Here is a 22,128-nt window from a genome sequence, read left to right as displayed (position 1 = left end):
CTCTGGCAAACGCGCTTCCCGCAGAATGTCACATGTCGGCAACACGCTGTAGTGACATGTCGACATCTGAGACGCGAATCCGCCCTGCAAACAAGGGGCCTGACGGCTTGTCGGCTCTCAACTGTCGGCAACCGCCCTGATGAGCGATTCCCTCCCCGCGGTGACCTCTCGACAGCGTTTGCGATTACGCGTCGATGCGGTTCGCAGACCGCAATCTCTGGAAGCTACGCGCGAGTAGCCGCGACACATGCATCTGCGAGACACCGAGTTCGGCGGAGATCTGAGACTGCGTGAGATTGCTGTAGTACCGCAAAAGCAGGATCCGCTGCTCCCGCTCGGGCAGCTGCACGAGCAGGTGCCGTACGAGATCCCGGTGCTCCACGCCGTCCAGCGCGGGATCCTCGTAGCCGAGCCGGTCCAGCAGCCCCGGCATCCCGTCGCCCTCCTGCGCGGCCTCCAGGGAGGTCGCGTGGTACGAGCGCCCGGCCTCGATGCAGGACAGCACCTCGTCCTCGGTGATGCGCAGCCGCTCGGCGATCTCCGCGGTCGTCGGGGTCCGCCCGAAGGAGGTCGTCAGGTCCTCCGTCGCGCTGTTGACCTGCACCCACAGCTCGTGGAGCCGGCGCGGCACATGGACCGTGCGGACGTTGTCGCGGAAGTACCGCTTGATCTCGCCGACGACCGTCGGCATCGCGAACGTCGGGAACTGCACGCCCCGGTCCGGGTCGAAGCGGTCGATGGCGTTGATGAGCCCGATGGTGCCGACCTGGACGACGTCCTCCATCGGCTCGTTGCGGGAGCGGAACCGGGCGGCCGCGTAGCGCACGAGCGGGAGATTGGCCTCGATGAGCGCCCCGCGTACGCGGTCGTGCTCCGGCGTGCCCGGCTGGAGCTCCTTGAGCTGCGCGAAGAGGACCTGTGTGAGCGCCCGGGTGTCGGCGCCGCGGCTGCTCCGCTGGGGCGCGGCCGGCGCGGTCGGAGCGGCTGCCGCGGGCGCTGCCTGAGGGGGCGTTGCCTGAGAGGGAGAGGCCTGAGGGGGCGCGGCTTGAGGGGACGGTGCGGGAGGGGACGGTGCCTGAGGTGCGGTACTGGCCAGCACGTCAACTCCACCTCGTCATCGTCAACTCATCCGGCATCTCTTCCATCAAAAGCGGTCATAGCATCACAAGACATGTGCACTGTGTGCAAGCACCCCATAACTACGTGTTGAGGGATGAAAGCCGCACAAATCAACTCGTGCAACAGAAGAGCCCCCTGTCGAAGCGACAGGGGGCCCGGAGCGGCCGGTCTCAGAACTCGTAGTCCGCGATCACCCACGTGGCGAACTCCCGCCACAGCGCGACACCCGCCTGGTGGTCCGGGTGCTCCACGTACCGCCGCAGCGCGTCCGCGTCGTCGAAGGCCGAGTTGATGGCGAAGTCGTAGGCGATGGGACGGTCGCTGACGTTCCAGCCGAGCTCCCAGGAGCGGAGCTCCGGGATCTTGCCGCCGAGCGCGCGGAAGGCCTCGACGCCCCTCACGACCCGGGGGTCGTCGCGCTCGACGCCCTCGTTGAGCTTGAAGAGCACCAGGTGGCGGATCATCACTTTCCTCCGTTGGCGACCCACGTGGCGAAGTCGCCGAGGGCCTTGGCGGCGTCCGAAATGCCCTGGAAGCCTATCTGGACGTAGTCGGCTGCCTTGGCCGGGTCCGTGATGATCACGTACAACGCGAAGACCACGAGGGCGTAGACGGCGACCTTCTTCGCGTTCACCGCCATCGCGGCCTCCCCTGTCACTGGTGTCCCATGCAGCGCACATGATCGCACGAAGGATCGATCACACGAAGGGGCAGATCGCACGAAGGGCCCCGTCTGACGACGGGGCCCTTCTCAAGCGGTAGCGGAGGGATTTGAACCCTCGGTGACTTGCGCCACACTCGCTTTCGAGGCGAGCTCCTTCGGCCGCTCGGACACGCTACCGAGGGAGACCTTACAGCAAGGTGCCGCGTGCTTTGAAATCGGTATTCAGCGACCGCGGAAGAACTCGGTGAGCAGCCCGGCGCACTCCTCGGCGAGCACGCCCTCGATCACCTCGGGGCGGTGGTTGAGCCGCCGGTCGCGGACGAGGTCCCAGAGGGAGCCGGCCGCGCCGGCCTTCTCGTCGCGGGCGCCGTAGACGAGCCGGTCGACGCGGGACTGCTGGATCGCGCCCGCGCACATCGTGCAGGGCTCCAGCGTCACCACGAGGGTGCATCCGGCGAGCCGCCACTCGCCCAGGGCGGCCGCGGCCCGCCGCAGGGCGAGGAGCTCCGCGTGGGCCGTCGGATCGCCGCCGGCCTCGCGTTCGTTGTGCCCGGCCGCGAGTACGGTCGAGCCGTCCGGGGCCAGGACGACGGCGCCGACGGGGACGTCCCCGCCCCGGACGGCCTCGGTGGCTTCGTCCAGGGCGAGTCGCATCGCTGGCCGCCAGGGGTCCCGGACCGGATCCGGCGGCCCCGCGGTGGCACGAGCGGTCAGCGGACGGTCTCCAGGGTCTCCGAGGCGCCCAGGGACTCCGCGATCTCGGTGACGGCGTCCGTCGACATCAAACGCAGCTCCTTCTCGCTCACGCCGAGGTCGTCCAGGATCAGGGCGTCACCGACCGGGCCGTGCGGCACGGACTCGGCGGACCCGGCGGCCCCGGCACCGTCCTCGGCATCCTCGTCGTCCTCGTCGGATTCACCGTCCTCGGTGCCGTCGAGGTCGAGGTCGAGGGCGTCGAGGACGTCCCCGTCGTCCGGATCGCGGCCGAGCAGCTCGTCGGTGAGCAGGATCTCGCCGTAGCTGCTGCGGGCGGCGGCGGCGGCGTCCGAGACGTAGATGCGAGGGTCTTCCTCGCCGTCCAGGCGGACGACGCCGAACCAGGCGTCCTCCTGCTCGATGAGCACGAGCACCGTGTCCTCGTCGGGGGAGGCTTCACGGGCCAGGTCGGCCAGATCCGACAGGGTTTCCACATCGTCGAGCTCTGTGTCGCTCGCTTCCCACCCGTCTTCGGTGCGCGCGAGCAGTGCGGCGAAGTACACCGTGACTCTCCCACTGGTCTTAGGCGTGCCGGTTGGGGGTCCCCCCGGCGGAGGTTACGGGCGGGGAGTGCTCGTCCGAGCCCCACCCACTCGGAATCGTGGCAGAAACAAGGCGTTCAGGGGACGTCTTCGGCTCCCTGTGTTGGGCAGTTCTCTTCGGACGCCCGTTGCCGCCACCTGCGGATCGTACGCGGATTTGCCCCGCTCCACGCACGGTCACCCGCGACAATCGCCGCGCGGTTCGTGATCTTTGCCGCGGGTTTTCCCGCCCGTTCCTACCAGCGGAAGGTGCGCATGCGCATGGCGTGCCGCAGCCGGGCCGTCTTGGCACGGCGCGGCTGGACGCGGTCGCGCAGCTCCCGCGCCTCTGCCAGATCGCGCAGGAACCGGGCGCGACGCCGGCGGCGCTCGGCGTCGGACTCGTCGGTCCCGTTCGTCAGGTCGGGCTCCGGGCCCGTCCCCGGCCGCGTGCGCGGCGACGGATCGTCTCGGAATTTCCGGTCGGGCATCAGGTTCACCACCCCCAGTCCGTCCCTTCCGCCTTCCCCCGGACGGACCGTTTGACGCCAGCGACCGGGTGACGGCCGGACGGCGGGCTTGCCGTGCGGGTGGGGGCATCCCGCCCGGTTAATGTTGTGGACATGCGCCTCCACGTCGTCGACCACCCCCTGGTCGCCCACAAACTCACCACGCTGCGCGACCAGCGCACCGACTCCGCGACCTTCCGCCGTCTCGCCGACGAGCTGGTCACCCTGCTCGCCTACGAGGCCACGCGTGACGTGCGCACCGAACAGGTCGACATCCAGACGCCGGTCGAGCGGACCACGGGCGTCAAGCTGTCCCACCCGCGGCCGCTGGTGGTGCCGATCCTGCGGGCCGGCCTCGGCATGCTGGACGGCATGGTCCGGCTGCTGCCGACCGCCGAGGTGGGCTTCCTCGGCATGATCCGCAACGAGGAGACGCTGGAGGCCTCCACGTACGCGACGCGCATGCCGGAGGACCTGTCGGGGCGTCAGGTGTACGTGCTCGACCCGATGCTCGCCACCGGCGGCACGCTGGTCGCGGCGATCCGGGAGCTGATCCGGCGCGGCGCCGACGACGTGACCGCCGTGGTGCTGCTGGCCGCCCCGGAGGGCGTCGAGATCATGGAGCGCGAGCTGGCGGGCACGCCGGTGACGGTCGTGACCGCCTCGGTCGACGAGCGGCTGAACGAGCACGGCTACATCGTGCCCGGCCTCGGCGACGCGGGGGACCGGATGTACGGGGCCGCCGAGTAGGACCCCGGGGCGCTTGGGCACGCCCTCGGGGACGTGCTCAGCAGCCCTTCTTGGATGTCGGCGCCGGCTCGGGCCTGGCCAGCTCGGTCAGAGCCCGGTCGGCGTCCTGCTGTGTGGCCAGCTGCTTGAAGCCGTCCCCGATGACGAGGTCGACGGCAGCGCCCTTGCGGGCCGCCTCGGTACGCCGTTCGGCGCTCGGGAGCTGGGTGCCGAGCACGGGCAGCGAGGTGTCGAGCGCGGCGGCGGGGCCGAGCAGCAGTCCGGTGCCCTTGACCTTCTTGTCGTGCTCCTTGGTCGCGTTGCCCACGTCGCCGATCTTGAAGCCGCGTTTCTTCAGCTCGTCGGCGGTCTTCTTCGCCAGGCCGCCGCGGGTGGTGGCGTTGAGTACGTTGACGGTGATCGTGCGGGGGTCGGGCAGGGGCTTGGCGCTGGGCGAGGGGCTCGCCTTGGTCTTGATGCCGCAGTCCGTCCCGGCACCGGTCGCCGAAGCCTTTTTGCCACCGCCGGTGAAGACGTCGATGAGCTGCAGCGTGCCCCAGCCGCCCACGCCGAGGACGACGACGGATGCGACGGTCAGGACGACGAGCCTGCCGCGCTGCCTGGGCCGGCGCATCCGGGGGTGCTTGTTGCCCGTGATGCGGTACTTGCCGCCCATGCCGGGGGGAGTCAGCATGCTCATGAGCGCAGCGTAGTGCGCCCGGGCGACGATGCCTACTAGATGATCATTCGACGTCGCCCAGCGGAACCCGAAAGGGCCAACCCGCGACCGGCGGGGATCAGTCGAGTTCGAGCACGCGCGCGTGCAGCACCTGGCGCTGCTGGAGGGCCGCCCGCACCGCGCGGTGCAGTCCGTCCTCCAGGTACAGGTCGCCCTGCCACTTCACGACGTGCGCGAAGAGGTCGCCGTAGAACGTCGAGTCCTCGGCGAGCAGTGTTTCCAGATCGAGCTGACCCTTGGTCGTCACGAGCTGATCGAGGCGGACCGGGCGCGGCGCGACGTCCGCCCACTGCCGGGTGCTTTCCCGGCCGTGGTCGGGGTACGGCCGGCCGTTTCCGATGCGCTTGAAGATCACACGGAAAGCCTACCGGTCAAGACCTTCCGGGCGCAGCCATGGCGCCGAGGTACGACGCTGAAAAAAAACCCACAAGGCGGTACGAACCGGGAACAGGGGCGTGAATATGCCGGACCGCGAGGCCATGCCGTCGGCCCCCGCCCCGGAAGTGTCCGAGCGTGCCGCCGCCCTTCCCCAGGAGGCCCTGCGGATCGCCTCCGGCTACGCCTTCTCCGGCCCGGCCCTCTCACTGGGAGCCCTGCTGTGGGACGGGCGGTGCCTGCCGGACGCGCAGGTCCGGGTGCCGCTGGCGATGCTCGACCGTCACGGCCTGGTCGCGGGCGCCACCGGCACCGGCAAGACCAAGACGCTCCAGCTGATCGCCGAGCAGCTGTCCGCCCAGGGCGTGCCCGTCTTCCTGGCCGTGGGGACGCAGATCGGGCGGGAGATCACGCGGTCGCTGTTCGGGACGGCGAGGCGTTCGGGGCGGCGGAGGCGCTAGTCGGGCCGCCTCCGCCGTCGCGCCTTGCGTCAGCCGCGTTTCCCCTCCCTCGTGGGCCGCTGCTTCTGCGTGTCCGGCTCGGGCCGGGACGGTTCGGTGCGGGGCGGCTGGGGGGTGCTGCGGGCGGCCTCCGCGCGCACCAGGGCGCGCAGGACCGCGTACGGGTCTTCGAGCATGGCTGGGTTCCTCGTCGTTCCTCGTCGTTCAGGTTTCGTGCGGGCTGGGGGATGCGGTGGGGTCAGCAGCGCAGGACTTCGGAACGCAAGGGGCGAGGGTCGTGCGGCGGGCTCGGCGGTACGGGCACGGGGTGCTGTGCGGTGTACGTCGGCCCGGGGTCCTGGAGCGGGGCGGGGCGCAGCGGGACGGCGGTGCGGCGGGCTCCCCGGGCCGGTGGGCGCAGGGCGGTGTCGAGGAGGTCGCACTCGACGGTGGTGCTCTCCCCGGAGACGACGGCCGCCGGCCCGGTCAGGGCCTCGGCGTGCGCACCCGGCACGAGCAGGACGAGCAGCAGGGCGATGACCCGCAGCCAGGTGTGCCGGCGCGGGCCGCGGGGGACCGGCTGCGGTGCGGGGGTCAGGGCCGCGCCGTTCATCGCGCCGGTTGCGAGATCCGCTCGCTCGTCCCGTGCGGCCGGAAGCCGCCGGCCAGGGCACGGTCGCGGGTGGCGTCGTGCTCCGGGCCCCAGGGGGAGCCGCTCGGTGGCTCGGTCATGCTCCATGCTTGGACCGGCCCGGAGACGCCCGCCACCTGGGACGATCCAGGGGGATGACGCCCGTGCCCTGCTTGCCGGGGGCCGGGACGCCGACCGTCCGCACACCGACTGCCATGGGGTCGTAGGGGGCCGCTGCCCGGGGCGAGGCAGGGGCTGACGCCCGGCAGGAGGCTGATGTCCGCCCTATCGTCGACGGCCCCGGCGCGGGCTGGAGGCTGGCGTCCGCCCTATTGCCGACGGCCCCCGGCGCGGGCTGGAGGCTGACGTCCGCCCTATCGCCGACGGCCCGGCGCGGGCAGGAGGCCGGCGTCCCTGTCCTACTTGCCGGAGGCCTTCGCGGCCTTGGCCGCTGCCTTCATTTCCTGCTTGTGTGCCCGTACCTTGACCAGCGACTCGGGGTCGGTGATGTCGGCGACCGAGCGGAACGACTCCGGCTCGCCGTAGGAGCCCGCCGCCTCCCGCCAGCCCGTGGGCCGCACCCCGAGCTGCTTGCCGAGCAGGGCGAGGAAGATCTGGGCCTTCTGCTTGCCGAAGCCGGGCAGTTCCGCGAGCCGCTTCAGCAGTTCCTTGCCGGTGCCGACGTCCTTCCAGACCGCCTCGGCGTCACCGTCGTAGTGCTCGACGAGGTACTGGCACAGCTGCTGGATCCGCTTGGCCATGGAGCCCGGGTAGCGGTGCACGGCCGGCTTCTGCGACAGCAGCGCGGCGAAGGCCTCCGGCTCGTGCGCGGCGATCTCGTGCGCGTCCAGGTCGTCCGTGCCGAGCCGCTGGGCGATCGTCGACGGGCCCTTGAACGCCCACTCCATCGGAACCTGCTGGTCCAGCAGCATGCCGACCAGCGCGGCGAGCGGGCTGCGGCCGAGCAGCGCGTCGGCCTCGGGATCCTGGGCGAGGTGAAGAGTGACGTCCATGCCCCGATCATCCCCCGGGAGGGGCCCGCCCGCTGCTCAGGTCGCGCGCCAGTAGCCCAGCGCGTGCACCCGCTGCTTGGGCAGGCCCAGTTCCTTGCGGACGTACGCCGTCAGGGCCCGGGTCGTCACCGTGTCGCAGGCGATCCAGACGTAGGGGTCGGCCGTGCCCTGGAGCAGGCCGGGCAGGTCCGACTTCACCCGGTCGACGAGGTGCGCGCCGGAGTCCTGGCGGGGCACCTTGCGCAGCTCGTGCCGGTCCGGGTCGGTGCGGAACGGCAGGTCGTCGTCGCCGCCCTCGAACCAGACGGTGGCCGGGGCGGAACCCAGTGCGTCCAGGAGGGAGTTGATGGCCGGGAGCGAGGCCGGGTCGCCGACGGCGAAGACGTGCGAGGGCGCGGGGCTCGGGTGCTCGAAGCCGGTGCCCTGGACGGTCGCCTCGATGGTGTCGCCCGGCTTCGCCGCCCTGGCCCAGTCGCTGGCGCACCCCTCGTGCAGGGCGAACTCCAGACTGAAGGTGCCGGCCTCGGCGTCCGGGTCGACCAGGGTGTAGGCCCGCTGGTGCGGCTTGCCCGCGTTGTCGAACCACAGCCGTACCCACATGGTGGGGTGCACTCCGGTCGCGGCCAGCAGACCGCCGTCGGTGAAGCGCAGCCGCCGGTAGTCCGGGGTGACGTCCTCGACGTCCGTCACCGTGAACTCGAAGTCCTTGCCGCGCAGCAGTTTGAGGACCGCGCCCTCCCAACCCCGCCCCTGCCCCATCGTGTTTTCGCCCCTTCGCGTACGATTCCGGCCACAGCTTTTACTTAGGGAAGCCTAACCTAAAGAAAAGAGAGGGTGCAGCGTGGCCACCGAGATCTACCGTGATGCCTGGGGCATTCCGCATCTGCGCGCGGGCAGCGCGGCCGAACTCGCCCGGGCGCAGGGCCTCGTCACCGCCCGGGACCGGGCCTGGCAGCTGGAGGTCGAGCGGCACCGGGCGCAGGGGACCTCGGCGTCCTTCCTCGGTGAGAGCGCCCTGGCCTGGGACCGGTTCGCGAGACGGGCCAGACTCGACGACACCGCGAGACGCTGCTTCGCGGACCTGGAGAGACGGGACCCCGAGACGGCGCGGTGGGTGCGGGCGTACGTCGACGGGATCAACGAGGGGCTGGCCGACGGTCCCGCCCCCGAGTTCGCCCGCACCGGTCTCGCCCCCGGCCGCTGGGAACCCTGGACCCCCCTCGGTGTCTGGCTCGCCACGCACATCCTCTTCGCCGGGTTCCCGGCCAAGCTCTGGCGCGAGCAGGTCGCCGCCCACCTGGACGCGGACGCCATCGGCCTGTTCGCCACCGACGGCCCCGGCACCTCCGGCAGCAACGGCTGGCTGGTGAGCGGGGAGCGGACCGTCACCGGGCAGGCGGTCATCGCCGGTGACCCGCACCGCTGGATCGAGGACCCCGGTGTCTACCAGCAGATCCACCTGTCCTGCCCGGAGTTCGACGTCGTGGGCCTGGCGGTCCCCGGGGTCCCGGGCATCGCCCACTTCGGGCACACCGGCACGGTCGCCTGGGCCATCACCAACGCCATGGCCGACTACCAGGACCTTTACCGGGAGCGGCTGCGGCGCACCGGCGCCGGCGTGGAGGCCCTCGGCCCGGACGGGGTCTGGCGGCGCGCGGCCCGGCACACGGAGACCGTCGACGTGGCGGGTGAGGAGCCGGTCGAGGTCGAGGTGATCGAGACCGGCCGGGGCCCTGTGATCATCGGCGGGCCCGAGGGCCTCGACGGCGACCCGGCCGACCCGGCCGATCCCTCCGGCGGACCCGTGGCGATCAGCCTGCGCTACCCGCCCCGCGTCACCGGCGACCTCGGCTTCGGCGCCCTGCTGCCGCTGCTGCGGGCCCGCCGGGTCGCCGACGTGGACCGGGCCTTCGACCACTGGGCCGAGCCGGTCAACGTCGTCCAGGCCGCCGACACCGAGGGCGGTGTCCTGCACCGCGTGGCCGGGCGGGTGCCGCGGCGTGCCGGGACCGACTCCCTCCGGGTCGTGCCCGCGTGGGAGCCCGGCCACGAGTGGCAGGGCTGGCACGTGCCACCGCGCGCCGGGCTCACTGACGGCGTCGCCGTCATGGCCAACCAGCGGGGCCCGGCCGAACCCCTCGGCGTCGAGTTCGCCCCGCCGCACCGCGCCGACCGCATCGCCGCGCTGCTCGCGGGCAAGGAGCGCTGGTCCGCCGCCGACATGCCCGCCCTCCACACGGACACCCACCTGGCCTCCGCGTCCCCCCTCCTGAACCACCTCGACGCCCTCGACGACCTCACGCCCGAGGCCGCCGCCCTCAGGGACCGACTCCTCGGCTGGGACCGCCGCATGGACGCCGGCAGCGCCGACGCGGCCCTCTACGCGGCCGTGCGCGGAGCGGTCGTACGGCGGCTCGCGGCGCACCCGGCGTTCGCCGCACTCACCACACCACCGGCGTATCCCGAGGTGTTCCAGCCCTGGCTCGCCCTCGTCCCCCGGGTCGGCTTCGCCCTCGAACACCTGCTGCGGGCCGAGGACCTGTACGGAATCGACCGCCCGGCGGCCGTCCGCGCCGCGATCGAGGAAGTGGCCCTGCGCCCGCCGGACGGTGTCTGGGGCGACACCCACCGTCTCGCCCCCTGGCGGGCGCTGGAGCCTGAGCAGCCGTACGACGAACCGGGGCTGTCCGGTGACCACGACTGCGTGCTGTGCACCTCGGGCGTGCCGGGCCTCACCGACCGCGCCGCCCGGGGCCCGGCCGCCCGGTACGTCTGGGACCTGGCCCGGCGCGAGGACAGCCGCTGGGTGGTCCCGCTCGGCGCCTCGGGCGTCCCCGGCTCGCCCCACCACCGCGACCAGCTCCCCCTGTGGCTCGCGGGCGACCTCGTCCCGGTCGTCACCGACTGGACCCGGCTGAAGAAGGAAACCGATGTCTGACCCGTACGCCTCCCGCACCCCCGTCCACGAGCAGGCGTTCGAAGGCTTCGGCACCGTCCGCGTCCTGCCGCTGGACGCCGAGGCCGACGCCGCCGTGATCCACCGCTGGGTCAGCGAGGACCGGGCCGTCTTCTGGGGCATGAACGGGCTGACCGAACAACAGGTCGCCGAGATCTACGCCCACATGGCCACGCTCGACACCCACCACGCCCACCTCGTCGTCCGGGACGGCGAGCCGGTCGCGCTCCTCCAGACCTACGAGCCGGAGGCCGATCGCGTCAGCGAGTGCTACGAGGTCCGCCCCGGCGACATCGGCGTCCACCTGCTGCTCGCCCCCGCGGGTCCGGGCGGCGGGCAGCCCGGCTGGACCGCCCGGCTGGTGGCGGTCGTCGCCGGATACGTCCTGCTCGGCCTGGGCCGCCGACGGGTCGTGGTCGACCCGGACGTGCGCAACGAGAAGGCGGTCGACCGTTTCCTCAAGCTCGGCTTCGCTCCCGGGCCGGTCGTGGTCCTGCCGGAGATCGACCTCCCGGACGTGTACCTGCCGGAGAAGAAGGCCCAGCTCGCCTTCCTCGACCGGGAGATACTGTTCCCCGGGTGACCCCTGAGGACCTCATCGCCCACTACGGCCTCGAACCGATCCCGCGCGAGGGCGGCCTGTTCCGCCAGACCTGGGCCGGTCCCGAACGCCCCGACGGCAGGCCGGAGGGCACGGCGATCGTCGCGCTCCTGACAGCGGACGACTTCTCCGCCCTCCACCGCCTGCCGACGGACGAGATCTGGCACTTCTACCGGGGCGATCCCCTGGAGCTCCTCCTGCTCGCCCCGGACGGCGGCACCCGGACGGTGGTCCTCGGGCCGGACGTCCTGCGCGGCCAGCACGTCCAGTTCACGGTCCCGGCGGGCACGTGGATGGGTGGCCGGGTGGCCGAGGGCGGCGCATGGGCCCTCTTCGGCTGCACGATGGCACCCGGCTTCACGTTCGAGGGCTACGAACACGGAGACGCGGCAGAGCTGACGGCACGCTATCCGGCACAGGCGGCCGAGATCGCGGGTCTGTCCCGGTCCTCCTCCTGACCGCCACCCGGTGAGCACTACACCGATCCCGTCCGTACCTAACGGGAAGCCGTACAGCCCGACCCCGGAGAACCACGTGGACCACCGGCGGAACGAGGATCGCCATGTCGGACGCCCCCGACGCTTCCAGGCCCTGGTGCTGCTCGGCACCCTGCTGGTACTGCTCCTCGCCGGAGCAACCCCCGCCTCCGCCCACGCCGCCCTCCGCAGCACCGACCCCGACGACGGATCCGTCGTCCGGCAGGCCCCCCGCCACGTCACCCTGACCTTCACCGAGTCCGTGGGTCTGCTCGACGACTCCTTCCGGGTCTTCGGCCCCGACCAGCGCCGGGTCCACACCGGCGAGGCCACGCACGCGGACGGCCGCTCCGACACGGCCCGGGTCGGTCTGCCCGGCAAGCTCGCCAAGGGCACGTACACGGTGGCCTGGCGAGTCGTGTCCGCCGACAGCCACCCCGTCTCCGGCGCCTTCAGCTTCTCCGTGGGGAAGCGTTCCGCGACCACGGTCCAGGTCGACACGGGCCCGGCCGAGGACCCGCTCACCGGCCGCCTCCACGACGCCGCCCGCTACCTCGCCTACCTCGCCGCCGCACTGCTCGTGGGCATGGTGGCGTTCGTGCTGCTGTGCCGGCCCGCGCGCAGGTCACCCCTGCGCCGGCCGCTGGTGACGGCCTGGTGGACGCTGCTGGGTTCGACGGCGGTCCTGCTCCTGCTGCGCGCCCCGTACGAGACGGGCACGGGCCCGGCCGCGGCCTTCGACGCCGCCGCCCTCGGCCGCACCCTGACCGGCCGCCCGGGCCTGGCCCTGCTCGCCCGGCTGGCCGTCCTCCTGCTGACCGCCGCCTTCCTGATACGGCTGTCCAGGCGCCGTGAACGGCAGGGGCCCGCCGTCCTGGCGACCGGCACGGTCCTGGCCGCCGCACTGGCCCTGACCTGGGCGGCGGCCGAGCACGCCTCCGCCGGGATCCAGGTGCCGCTGGCGATGACGTCGTCCGTACTGCACCTGCTGGCGACCGGCGTCTGGCTCGGTGGCCTCGTGGCGCTGCTGCTGACCCTGCGCCGCTCGTCCGGCGACGACCTGGTGGAGGTCGTGCCCCGCTTCTCGCGGATCGCCTTCGCCTCGGTGACGGTCCTGGCCGTCACCGGCCTCTACCAGTCCTGGCGCGGCCTGGGCTCCCTCTCCGCGCTGACCGGCACGTCGTACGGCAGGCTGCTGCTCGCCAAAATCGCCGGGGTCGCCGTGCTGTTGCTGGTGGCCGGGTACTCGCGGCGCTGGACGGCGCGGATCGCGGCACCGGCGGCCGTCACCCGGGCCGCTGTCCACGAGCGGGTCCCGCAGCCGGTCGGCGCACCGGCGGAACCCGGACCCGGGGAACCGTCAGGGCACTCGGAGGGATCGGGGACACCGCCCGGCGAACCGGCAGCCGAGCCTCCCAAGTCCGACGCCGACCGGGACACCCAGCGGCGCCGCCTGCGCCGCTCCGTCCTCGTGGAGGTCGCCGTCGCCGCCGTGGTGTTGATGATCACGACCGTGCTCACGGGAACCCTTCCGGCCCGCGCCGAGGCCGAGGCGGCCCAGCAGGCCCCGGCGGGGGCGCTGCCGCCCACGACCCAGGTCACGGTGCCCTTCGACACGGGCGCGGGATCCGTGACCGGACGCGGCACGGTGCAGGTCACCCTGGACCCGGCCCGCGTCGGCGAGAACGGCGTCCAGGCCGTGGTCTACGGCTCCGACACGGGCCTGGTCGTCGTCCCCGAGGTCCGGATCACCTTCACCCTGCCCTCCCGGAAGGTCGGCCCGATCGACGCCGAACTCACCGACCGGGGCGGCTACTGGAGCACCAACTCCGTCAACCTGCCGCTCGCCGGGAACTGGACGATGAAGACGACCGTGCGGGTGTCGGACGTGGACCAGGTGTCGGTGGAGGAACAGGTGCGGATCCTGCCCTAGGACGTGTCCGCAAAGTCCCGTCGTTCGCCCGGAGGGCGGGCCCCGCGGCGTCTGGTGCGTGCTCTCGGCGTGCCGGGCGGAGCCCCTAGTACTGGACGTCCTTGGGGCTTCGCCCGGTGCGGCGAGAGTGCGTGCCAGGCGTCGCGGGGCAGGCGGGGCTTTGCGGACACGGCCTAGGCACCCGAGCCGCCGGCGCGGGCCCGTCGAGGAGCCGTGTCATGGTCTCGGCGGCGCGGACGGCGGCGTCGCCGCAGCAGTTGTTGAACAGGACGTGGACCTGCTCGGCCCGCTCGGCCAGCCGGTGCACACGGGGCAGCCACTCGGCGAGTTCGTCCTCGTCGTACGTGTACCGGAACCGGTCCTCCTTGCTGCCCGTCCCCCAGGCGGTGCTGCGGCCGTGGAACCGGACGACGGACAGCCGGGACGAGGTCACGGGAGTGACGGGCGGGACGGAGGAGGGGAGCGTCTGCGTCATGTCGACGGCGACCGCGGCCATGCCGAGCCGGGTGAGCAGCGCGCCCGTCGCCTCGTCCTGCCCCGGCTCCCACCAGGAGGGATGCCGGAACTCGATGGCGACGGGCCAGCCTTCGGTCCGCTCCGCGCACTCCTGGAGGAACGCCTGAGCCCGCTGCCCGGGCCGGAACCAGGGCGGGAACTGGAACAGCACGCTCCCGAGCCGCCCGGCCTCCCGCAGCGGTTCGATCCCGGCCGTGAACCGGGCCCACACCTCGTCGAGCACCGCCGGGTCCCGGTGCTCGGCCCGCAGCCCGTCCGGCATCACCGCCTCGCGGGTGGGATGCCCGGTGAGCAGGGAGAACGCCTTCACGTCGAACACGAACCCGTCCGGTGTCCGCCCGGCCCACAACCGGCTGTTCCGCTCGCTCGGCAGCGCGTAGTAGGAGGCGTCGACCTCGACGACCGGGAACCGCTCGGCGCAGTGCCGTAAGCGCCCCTCGGCGTCCCGCCGCCCCGGGGGATACCAGCCGCCGGCCACCAGCGCCCGGTCGGTCCAGGAACACGTGCCCACCAGGATCTGACCCATGGGGGAGCGATTACCCGGGCCGGGCGGCGGCAGGCTCCGCTTCTCGGCCGCGACCTCACGGTGATACCCCCCGTAATCGGGGTAACCAGGTTGATAACTGTGCATATCCGGGGTCAAGGCTTATTTCCCCCGAGAGTGAGATGACCGATCATGGAGCAGCCCGTCACCGTCGGCCGGGCCACCCGGGCGTCGGGAGAAGAACCCGAGGCTCTCGAAGCCCTCGTGGGCGCCTCCCTCACGGCCCGTGTCACCCTCGACGAAAACGGCACCGTGACCGGCTGGAACGCGGGCGCCGAACGGCTCCTCGGGTACTCGGCCGGGCAGCTGACCGGCCACCGTGCCGCGGATCTGCTGGCCGAGCCGATCCCGGTGCGGGGCGGTCTGCCCACGCTCGCCGAGCTGCCCCGCTGGAACGGCGACATCGCGCTGCGGCACCGTGACGGCCGGAAGCTGACGGTCAGGATCCTCGCCCACCACAGACCACCCGGCGCCGACGCCCCCGCCTGGCTCATCGTCTCCGCCCTGACCGACCGGCAGTCACCGGCCGGTCTCGACGACTCCCTCGTGAGCTGGAGCTTCGCCCAGTCCCCGTGCTGCGCCCAGGCGATCTACGACACCCGGCTCCGGCTGCGCCGGGCCAACGCCGACATGGAGCGCGCCACGGCGCTCACCGAGGAGGAGATGCGGGGCCTGCGCGTGTCCGAGATCGTCGACGACGGTGCCGGCCTGCGGGCGGAACGCGGCATGGCCCGGGTGCTGCGGACCGGCGAGCCGGAGTACCAGGAGAACTACCTGCGCGCCCCCGGCGAGAGCCGTGAGCACGCCTGGTCGGTCTTCATGTCGGCGCTGCGCGACCACGAGGGCACCGTCCAGGGCGTCTGCCTGTCGGCGCACGACATGACGGAGCAGTTCTGGGCGCGCAAGCGCCTCCAGCTGATCGCCGAGGCGAGCCGCCGCATCGGCAGCACGCTCGACGTGACCCGCACGGCCCAGGAGCTGGCGGACGTGACCGTCCCGGCGCTGGCCGACTTCGTCAGCGTCGATCTGCTGGCCGCGCTGGACGACGCACCCGAGCCGCCCGTACCTGCGGTTCCGGCGGAGGGGCCGCTGCTGCTGCGACGGGCCGCGGTGCGGTCGGTGACCCCGGACGCCCCGGAGTCGGTCGTGGCGGCCGGCGCGGTGGGCTCCTACCCGGCGGGCTCGTTGCACTTCGAGAGCCTGCGCACCGGACGCCCCGCCCTGCACGAGGTGAGCGACACGGGGGTCACCGCCTGGCTCGCCCGCGACCCGGCCCGTGCCGCCCGGGTCCGGGCGTTCGGCATCCACTCCGTGATGACCGTGCCGCTGGCCGCCCGCGGCACCACCCTCGGCGTCGCCTTCTTCGTCCGGCACCGCAACCAGGAGCCCTTCGGGCACGACGACCTGGTCCTGGCCGGGGAACTGGCCGCCCGGGCGGCGGTCAGCATCGACAACGCCCGCCGCTACACCCGCGAGCGCACCACGGCGGTCACGCTCCAGCGCAGCCTGCTGCCGCAGCGGCTGCCCCGGCAGGCGGCCGTCGACGTCGCCTCCCGCTACCTTCCGGCGGGCGGGCACGTCGGGGTCGGCGGGGACTGGTTCGACGTCATCCCCCTCTCGGGGGCGCGGGTGGCCCTGGTCGTCGGAGACGTGGTCGGCCACGGGCTGGTCGCCTCGGCGACCATGGGGCGGCTGCGTACGGCGGTCCGCACACTGGCCGACATCGACCTGCCCTGCGACGAGCTGCTGACCCACCTCGACGACCTGGTCGCCCGTCTGAACACGGAGGAGGAGAGCGACGGCGAGCGGACGCCGGCGGGCTCCGCCAAGACCTCGGGCGACGTCGGCGCCACCTGCCTGTACGCCGTCTACGACCCCGTGACGCGGCGCTGCTGCTTCTCCGGGGCCGGGCATCCGGTACCGGCCGTGGTCAGCCCCGAGGGCACCGTCGAACTCGTGGGGCTCCCGGCCGCGCCCCCGCTCGGCGTGGGCGGTCTGCCGTACGAGGCCACCGAGGTCGTCCTCCCCGAGGGCAGCCTGCTCGCCCTGTACACCAACGGCCTGATCGAGGCCCCCGACCGTGACCCCGACACCGGCGTCCACCGGCTGCGGGAGGCCCTGGCCCGCCCGGCGGCCTCGCTGGAGGCGCTGTGCGACACGGTCCTCGCCGACCTGCTGCCGCAGCGCCCGGCCGACGACGTGGCCCTGCTCATCGCCCGTACCCGTGCGCTGGACGCGAGGCAGGTCGCCACCTGGGCGGTGCCGGCCGACCCGTCCGCGGTCGCGCAGACCCGCAAGGACGTCGTGGCGCAACTGGAGCGGTGGGGGCTCTCCGACGCCGAGTTCGTCACCGAACTGATCGTCAGCGAGCTCGTCACCAACGCCATCCGGCACGCCGAGCCGCCGGTCCAGCTCCGCCTGATCCACGACACGACCCTGATCTGCGAGGTCTCCGACGGCGGCACCACCGCTCCCCACCTGCGGCGCGCCCGCACCTACGACGAGGGCGGCCGCGGTCTGCTCCTCGTCGCCCAGCTGACCGAGCGCTGGGGCACCCGCCAGAGCGCCACCGGCAAGACCATCTGGGCGGAACAGACCCTGTCCCCCGCATGAGGAGCCACCGGCCATGACCACACCCGCGTCCCACCGGGCCGCCCGCGCCCCCGTCCGGCAGGCCGCCCTGCTGGTCGGCCTCGTCTTCCTCGTGGTCGGCGTGCTGGGCTTCATCCCCGGCATCACCACCGACTACGGCTCGCTGGAGTTCGCCGGCCACGAATCGGGCGCCGAGCTGTTCGGCCTCTTCCAGGTCTCGATCCTGCACAACCTCGTGCACCTGGCCTACGGCCTCACCGGCCTGATCCTCGCCGGCACGGCGTCGGGGGCGTACTCGTACCTGCTGGTCGGCGGCGCCGTCTACCTGGTGCTGTGGGTGTACGGCCTGTCCGTCGGCCATGACAGCGACGCCAACTTCGTCCCGCTGAACACCGCGGACGACTGGCTCCACTTCGCCCTGGGCATCGCCATGATCGGCCTGGCCCTGGCCCTCCGTCGGCGCGGCACCCGCACCGGCGCCCGGTGAGGATCACCGAGGACGGCATGCAGACCTTCCTGCCCTACCCCGACTTCCGCACCACGGCCCTGGCCCTCGACCGCCGCCGGCTCGGCAAACAACGGGTCGAGGCGCTGCAGGTCCTGCGCGGCCTGGTCGTCCCCGGCTACGGCTGGCGTCGCCACCCGGCCGTGAAGATGTGGCTCGGCTACGAGGAGGCGCTGGTCCGCTACGGCCTGGAGATCTGCCGTGTGTGGCGCGAACAGGGCCACCAGGACACCTGCGCGGCCACCCTCGTGGCCGACCTCGCCGCGATCCGCCCCCACGCCCCGGTCCGCGAGCAGCCCCGCCTGGCCGCCGAGGGCGAACTCCCGCCCTGGCTCGGCGACGACCCCTTCCACGAGAGCCACCGCTCGGCCCTGGTCCGCAAGGACCCCGCGATCTACGCGGCCCTCTTTCCGGGCGTCCCCGACGACCTGCCGTACGTCTGGCCGGCGTCGGACCGCCGGCCGTAGGCGCGCCTCCCGGCCAACTTCCTTCCACTCAGCCCCCGTTGTCCCGTTGTCCGAGCAGACCGGTCCGTGTTCCACTGGATCTTTTCTGGCACATCGGTCACGGGTCACCCGCTCCCGGGCGGGCAGGCACTCCATGGGGGAACCGTGTGTGAAGAACTGGGGTTCGAGAGACTTCTGGGCGAGGAGGGCTTCTTCGCGCGTCTCTTCGGGCGGGCGCCGTCCGGGGCCGGGCGGGACCCGCTGTACGGCCCCGACCTGCCCGTCGTCCTGCTCACCGGCGGCCCGGGCATGGGCAAGAGCCGGCTGCTGCGCGCCGTGCGGGATCGTTTCGGCGCCAAGGTGCCGGTGATCCACCTGGACTGCGCCTCGCCGGTGTTCGCGGACCGCGCGGACCCGGAGCCGGGCGCACGCTCGGCCGCGACCGAGGCCCTGACCGAGGTCGCCCACCGGCTGCGCACCTGGCAGGGCACGGGCGGCTCGTTCGCCTTCCCGCGGTTCTTCGCCGGCCTCGCCATGATCGCCACCGGCGTCGCGGACGGCTCGCCCGAGGCGGTCGCGACGGAGGCCGAACGCTACGAGGACCTGGCCCAGCGGCCACGCCTGCGCGGTCTGGGCACCGGTGACTTCTGGCGGGGCGTGCTGCAGGGCGCCATCCGCAACCTGCTGACGACCCTGTCCGGACAGGCCTTCGACCCGTACTCGGCGGCCGTCGGCAACGCCCTGCTGGACGCCCTCTTCGAGCGCGCGGCCCCACGGGGCAGGGCCGAACTGGAGCGGGTCTACGGCGCCTACCCGGGCGCGGCCGGGCAGCCCAGGATCGGGCTGCGCATCCTCGCCGCCGATTTCCGGGCCGGCGGCGAGGCACGCGAGGTGGCGGAGAGCTTCCTCTTCCGGGCCCTGCGCGAGGACCTCGAGGCGGCGTACGCCTCGCCCTCCGGCTGGCTCCGCCGCGTCGGCCGCCCGGGCCTGCTGCTGGACCACGCCGAGTCGTCCCCGGGCGAGCAGCTGCTGCGCGCCGTCCTCACCGACCGGCGGGGCGGGCAGCGCGACCGCGTCGTCATCGTCGGCACGGCCCGCCGCGCGGACGGCGGCGCCTTCCTGCACGGCGGGCTGCCGCCCGCGACGCCCCCGGCGGAGTACCGGCCCGCCGACGGCGCCCCGCCCGCCTGGTCCCGCCGCGGGGACGGCACCGCGGGCCCGGGGCCCCTCGCCGACGGCGTGCTGCTGCTGCGGATGCCGCTGCTCACCGGCGACCAGCTCCGCCGGGAGACCGTACGAAGACAGCAGCGCGCCGAGCCCGAGGGCGGCACCAACCGCCGCCGTATCGACGCGGCCGTGGCCCGGCTCAGCGGCGGCCGGCCGCACACGGTGATCCGCCTCGCCACCGCCGCGGCCTCCTTCCACATGCCGGCCGACGCCAACGACCGGGACATCCTGGCCGCCCCCTTGCGGCTCCCCGGCGACGACGCCCCCGAACGGCCCGTCGCGGACGTCCTGTTACGGGAGCTGATCCTCGACCAGCTCCCCGTACAGCTGCCGGACGAACACCACGACCAGTGGCTCGACCTCCTCACCCACCTGTCGGTGGCGCACGACTCGGAGTGCGCGGACGTCCTGCTCCGCCACCACCAGCAGGGCCACGTCCATCACCTGACCGCCCATCACGTCTCCCGGCTCCTCACCGACACCGGCTGGCCCACCTGCGAACGCCACTTCATCGGCGACTTCGGCCTCCGCCAGCTGCTCGTGCACCGGCTCTACGGGCTGCGTCCCGGCGGCGCCGCCTGGTACGCCGACCACCACCTGCTGCGCGACCACTTCGCCCGGCGCGCGGACGGACAGCAACCGCCCCCGGACGACAGCGCCTTCCGGTCCGTCACCGCGCACCGGATGAACCACCACCTCGTGTCGGGCGGCGCCGACGAGGTCGTCACCCACCTCGCCGCCACCCTCCCCGGCCGCCCCCACGAGTGGTGCGCCGAGCTCCTGGAGATCGCGCAGGCGCCGTACCCCGGCGGGGCGGACGCCCGACGCGGGCGCGCCCAAGGCCTGGTGGCGGTGGACGGCCCGCCGCTGCGCCGCACCGTCGACCAGCTGCTGCACGCGGTGTGGCTGTGCGAGGAGCGGACCAGACCCACCGGCAGGGAGACGGCCCGCACGCTGGCCAAGCTGCTCGACCTGCTCTCGATCATGGATTTCGACGGCGCGGGCCGGCTCAGCAGGACGGCGACGGACTGGAGCGCCCTGGCGGAGAACGAACAGCCCCTGCTGCGCTGCACGTGCACCGAACAGCTCCGGCGAAGGAGATAACGGGCATGCCGAGATGGAAGAAGATCCTCTACTCCCTGCTGGGCGTAGTGGTGCTGGTCGCGGGCGTCGCATTCACCACCTCCGTCATCCGCAAGCCCGACACCTGCGCCGACGGCGTCGAGCGGATCGACGGCGAGTGCATCGGAGTCAACGGCGAGGGCTACGACTTCGGCACGCCGGAGATCGCCGGCGTGGCCCGGGCCATCGCCCGCGAGAACCAGCGGATCGAGAAACAGCCCCACGTCACGGTGGCGATGATGCTGCCGCTCCAGTCGGACCGCGAGGCACTGCGCCGGCAGATGCGCAGCGACCTCCAGGGCGCGTACCTGGGACAGCGGCAGGCCAACGCGGGCGAGGGCGAACCGCCGAAGATCCGGCTCGTCCTGGCCAACCCCGGTCAGGACTACGGCCGTCAGGCGGAGGTCGTCGACGACCTGCTGCGGATGGCCGCCTCCCCCGAGGACCGGCTGCGCGCCGTCACCGGCTTCAACCTGAGCCTCGCCACCACGGAAGCGGCCGTCGAACGCCTCACCGAGAACAAGGTCCCGGTGCTGGCCGCCCGGATCAGCGGGGACCGGATCGCGAACGAGGACCGGGCGGACGGCATGGCCGAGCTCCGCTTCCCGGGACTGGCGCGCATCCTGCCCACCAACAACGACGCGGCCCGGGCCCTGGCCGACTTCAACGGCGACCGCGGCCGCCGGAACCTCAAGACGGTCCTGGTCTACGACAAACGCCCCGACGGCTACAGCGAGTCGCTGGCCAGGGCGTTCAGCCGGATCGAGGAGAAGGGCCCGGCCGGCCCCGCCGCGATGTCCTTCGAGTCCCCGTCCATCGACGAGGCGGGCTCAACCGGCAACCAGTTCACCCAGACCGCCAACAACATCTGCGACTCCGAGGCGGACACGGTCTACTTCGCGGGCCGCACGCTCCACCTGCGCATCTTCGCCCTGAAACTGGCCGAGGTCGGCTGCAAGGACCGGCACTACACGATCATCAGCGGGTCCGACGCGGCGTCCCTGCGCCAGGACATGACCGAGCAGGACTGGGCCCGGCTCCGGGGCGAGGACGGCCGGGCGAAGGTGACGGTCCAGTACGCGGCCCCCGCCCACCCCGACGCCTGGACCACGGAGCTGACGGCCTGGACGAAACGGTGGACGGCCACCCACCGCACCGGGCCGAAGCCCCGGGACCTGCCCCAGTACCTCACCGAGCCGAAGGCGGCCCTGGACGCTCTGCGAGGCCAGATCACCGCGGCTCAGCGCGAGGGCATCGACCTCGGCTCCGCGCCGAACCTGGAGGACTCCCGCACGATGCTCGTCCACGACGGCCTCATCACCATCGGCAAGGCCCTCCACCAGGCCCAGAAGGGCGGCCCGGAGACAACGGTCCCGAGCCGGGAGGACGTCGGCCGTCAGTGGTCGCTCCTCCAGTCCCGCCACCGCGTCCAGGGCACCAGCGGCCTGATCTGCCTCACGACAGGCGGCAACGCCTACGACAAACCGGCCGCGATCGTCGAACTGGACCCGGGCCGCAGGGGCCGGGGAACACTGAAGTTCGTCGGCCTGGGCTGGCCGACGGGCAAGGAGCAGCCGAAGAACTGCGTGATCCCGAGCGACACGCCGTGAAGCGATCCGTCCCGCTGAGAGACCTGACGCAACGAGGCCCCGACCGGCTGTCGAAGCCACCGTCACTCGTGGAGGGCTAGGGTCTGTCGTTTGGATCAGGTCGC

At 72.8% G+C, this 22,128-nt stretch carries 24 protein-coding genes, 1 tRNA gene and 1 pseudogene; 11 read left to right on the top strand and 15 right to left on the bottom strand.

All coding sequences use genetic code 11. From position 1 onward, the window contains the following. Nucleotides 1-184: 184 nt before the first annotated feature. The 7 genes from AB0G20_RS05215 to AB0G20_RS05185 form a co-directional block, all read right to left on the bottom strand. Complete coding sequence (locus tag AB0G20_RS05215; protein ID WP_361296060.1) at nt 185-1,099, bottom strand: RNA polymerase sigma factor SigF; 915 nt, start codon at nt 1,097-1,099, stop codon at nt 185-187. Between the two features lie 190 nt (nt 1,100-1,289). Further along, complete coding sequence (locus tag AB0G20_RS05210) at nt 1,290-1,583, bottom strand: Dabb family protein (protein ID WP_361296057.1); 294 nt, start codon at nt 1,581-1,583, stop codon at nt 1,290-1,292. Beyond that, nucleotides 1,583-1,759: a hypothetical protein gene (locus AB0G20_RS05205; protein ID WP_031105388.1), complete on the bottom strand. Its 177-nt coding sequence runs from the start codon at nt 1,757-1,759 to the stop codon at nt 1,583-1,585. Before AB0G20_RS05205 ends, AB0G20_RS05210 begins: the two co-directional genes overlap by 1 nt. A 116-nt stretch (nt 1,760-1,875) precedes the next feature. Next, nucleotides 1,876-1,960: transfer RNA gene (locus tag AB0G20_RS05200), tRNA-Ser, on the bottom strand. Between the two features lie 45 nt (nt 1,961-2,005). Next, a complete protein-coding gene (tadA, locus tag AB0G20_RS05195; protein WP_361296053.1) occupies nt 2,006-2,437 on the bottom strand; it encodes a tRNA adenosine(34) deaminase TadA in 432 nt (143 codons plus the stop codon). A gap of 56 nt (nt 2,438-2,493) precedes the next feature. Next, entirely contained in the window at nt 2,494-3,042 is a 549-nt protein-coding gene (locus AB0G20_RS05190; protein ID WP_361296050.1) for a hypothetical protein, read from the bottom strand. Nucleotides 3,043-3,317: 275 nt separating this feature from the next. Beyond that, entirely contained in the window at nt 3,318-3,551 is a 234-nt protein-coding gene (locus tag AB0G20_RS05185) for a hypothetical protein (RefSeq protein ID WP_062931519.1), read from the bottom strand. 132 nt (nt 3,552-3,683) lie between these two features. On the opposite strand from AB0G20_RS05185, the gene upp reads away from it, so the two are divergent. Next, nucleotides 3,684-4,319 (top strand): uracil phosphoribosyltransferase, encoded by a 636-nt coding sequence (gene upp, locus AB0G20_RS05180; protein ID WP_097217661.1) that lies wholly within the window; start codon nt 3,684-3,686, stop codon nt 4,317-4,319. 37 nt (nt 4,320-4,356) lie between these two features. On the opposite strand, the gene AB0G20_RS05175 is transcribed toward upp, so the two are convergent. Together AB0G20_RS05175 and AB0G20_RS05170 are read right to left on the bottom strand one after the other, a co-directional pair. Beyond that, complete coding sequence (locus AB0G20_RS05175) at nt 4,357-4,974, bottom strand: LytR C-terminal domain-containing protein (RefSeq protein ID WP_361297682.1); 618 nt, start codon at nt 4,972-4,974, stop codon at nt 4,357-4,359. 121 nt (nt 4,975-5,095) lie between these two features. Next, nucleotides 5,096-5,392 carry a type II toxin-antitoxin system VapB family antitoxin gene (locus AB0G20_RS05170; RefSeq protein ID WP_003999914.1) on the bottom strand — a complete coding sequence of 99 codons (297 nt, stop codon included), beginning with the start codon at nt 5,390-5,392 and terminating at the stop codon, nt 5,096-5,098. A gap of 106 nt (nt 5,393-5,498) precedes the next feature. Between AB0G20_RS05170 and AB0G20_RS05165 the strand changes: the two are divergent. Continuing rightward, nucleotides 5,499-5,795 (top strand): annotated as a pseudogene (locus tag AB0G20_RS05165) (helicase HerA-like domain-containing protein); the annotation flags it as partial. A 107-nt stretch (nt 5,796-5,902) separates the two neighbouring features. Here the strand turns inward: AB0G20_RS05165 and AB0G20_RS05160 are convergent. The 5 genes from AB0G20_RS05160 to AB0G20_RS05140 all read right to left on the bottom strand — a co-directional run bounded on the left by AB0G20_RS05160 (nt 5,903) and on the right by AB0G20_RS05140 (nt 8,255). After that, nucleotides 5,903-6,049, bottom strand: a complete 147-nt coding sequence (locus tag AB0G20_RS05160; protein ID WP_361296046.1) for a hypothetical protein — start codon at nt 6,047-6,049, stop codon at nt 5,903-5,905. Nucleotides 6,050-6,111: 62 nt separating this feature from the next. Continuing rightward, on the bottom strand, nt 6,112-6,465 hold the full coding sequence (locus AB0G20_RS05155; protein ID WP_361296043.1) for a hypothetical protein: 354 nt from the start codon (nt 6,463-6,465) through the stop codon (nt 6,112-6,114). Then, nucleotides 6,462-6,584, bottom strand: a complete 123-nt coding sequence (locus AB0G20_RS05150) for a hypothetical protein (protein ID WP_361296040.1) — start codon at nt 6,582-6,584, stop codon at nt 6,462-6,464. Before AB0G20_RS05150 ends, AB0G20_RS05155 begins: the two co-directional genes overlap by 4 nt. Nucleotides 6,585-6,902: 318 nt before the next feature. Next, a complete protein-coding gene (locus AB0G20_RS05145) occupies nt 6,903-7,496 on the bottom strand; it encodes an HhH-GPD-type base excision DNA repair protein (RefSeq protein ID WP_361296037.1) in 594 nt (197 codons plus the stop codon). A 36-nt stretch (nt 7,497-7,532) separates the two neighbouring features. Continuing rightward, nucleotides 7,533-8,255, bottom strand: coding sequence for a siderophore-interacting protein (locus tag AB0G20_RS05140; protein ID WP_361296034.1), 723 nt, complete (start codon nt 8,253-8,255; stop codon nt 7,533-7,535). 82 nt (nt 8,256-8,337) lie between these two features. Between AB0G20_RS05140 and AB0G20_RS05135 the strand changes: the two genes are divergently transcribed. The 4 genes from AB0G20_RS05135 to AB0G20_RS05120 all read left to right on the top strand — a co-directional run bounded on the left by AB0G20_RS05135 (nt 8,338) and on the right by AB0G20_RS05120 (nt 13,462). Continuing rightward, complete coding sequence (locus AB0G20_RS05135) at nt 8,338-10,434, top strand: penicillin acylase family protein (protein ID WP_361296031.1); 2,097 nt, start codon at nt 8,338-8,340, stop codon at nt 10,432-10,434. Next, nucleotides 10,427-11,035, top strand: a complete 609-nt coding sequence (locus AB0G20_RS05130; protein WP_361296028.1) for a GNAT family N-acetyltransferase — start codon at nt 10,427-10,429, stop codon at nt 11,033-11,035. Before AB0G20_RS05135 ends, AB0G20_RS05130 begins: the two co-directional genes overlap by 8 nt. Further along, nucleotides 11,032-11,511, top strand: coding sequence for a cupin domain-containing protein (locus tag AB0G20_RS05125; protein ID WP_361296025.1), 480 nt, complete (start codon nt 11,032-11,034; stop codon nt 11,509-11,511). Before AB0G20_RS05130 ends, AB0G20_RS05125 begins: the two co-directional genes overlap by 4 nt. 136 nt (nt 11,512-11,647) lie before the next feature. Next, nucleotides 11,648-13,462 (top strand): copper resistance protein CopC, encoded by a 1,815-nt coding sequence (locus tag AB0G20_RS05120; RefSeq protein WP_361297679.1) that lies wholly within the window; start codon nt 11,648-11,650, stop codon nt 13,460-13,462. A gap of 85 nt (nt 13,463-13,547) precedes the next feature. Here AB0G20_RS05120 and AB0G20_RS05115 read toward each other — a convergent pair whose 3' ends face one another. Next, nucleotides 13,548-14,504: a DUF72 domain-containing protein gene (locus AB0G20_RS05115; RefSeq protein WP_361296022.1), complete on the bottom strand. Its 957-nt coding sequence runs from the start codon at nt 14,502-14,504 to the stop codon at nt 13,548-13,550. A gap of 150 nt (nt 14,505-14,654) precedes the next feature. Between AB0G20_RS05115 and AB0G20_RS05110 the strand changes: the two genes are divergently transcribed. The 5 genes from AB0G20_RS05110 (at nt 14,655) to AB0G20_RS05090 (ending at nt 22,024) form a co-directional block, all read left to right on the top strand. After that, complete coding sequence (locus tag AB0G20_RS05110; protein WP_361296019.1) at nt 14,655-17,135, top strand: SpoIIE family protein phosphatase; 2,481 nt, start codon at nt 14,655-14,657, stop codon at nt 17,133-17,135. A gap of 13 nt (nt 17,136-17,148) precedes the next feature. Next, nucleotides 17,149-17,601 carry a DUF4383 domain-containing protein gene (locus AB0G20_RS05105; RefSeq protein WP_361296016.1) on the top strand — a complete coding sequence of 151 codons (453 nt, stop codon included), beginning with the start codon at nt 17,149-17,151 and terminating at the stop codon, nt 17,599-17,601. 17 nt (nt 17,602-17,618) lie between these two features. Continuing rightward, nucleotides 17,619-18,086 carry an MSMEG_6728 family protein gene (locus AB0G20_RS05100; protein ID WP_361297676.1) on the top strand — a complete coding sequence of 156 codons (468 nt, stop codon included), beginning with the start codon at nt 17,619-17,621 and terminating at the stop codon, nt 18,084-18,086. A 144-nt stretch (nt 18,087-18,230) separates the two neighbouring features. Further along, nucleotides 18,231-20,396, top strand: a complete 2,166-nt coding sequence (locus tag AB0G20_RS05095; protein WP_361296013.1) for a hypothetical protein — start codon at nt 18,231-18,233, stop codon at nt 20,394-20,396. 5 nt (nt 20,397-20,401) lie between these two features. After that, nucleotides 20,402-22,024, top strand: coding sequence for an ABC transporter substrate-binding protein (locus AB0G20_RS05090; protein WP_361296010.1), 1,623 nt, complete (start codon nt 20,402-20,404; stop codon nt 22,022-22,024). Nucleotides 22,025-22,128: the final 104 nt, after the last annotated feature.

It is taken from the genome of Streptomyces sp. NPDC024017, assembly GCF_040638895.1.
Classification (GTDB): domain Bacteria; phylum Actinomycetota; class Actinomycetes; order Streptomycetales; family Streptomycetaceae; genus Streptomyces.
Note: the sequence above shows the minus strand (reverse complement) of the source record. Positions and strands in the feature narration are given on the sequence as shown.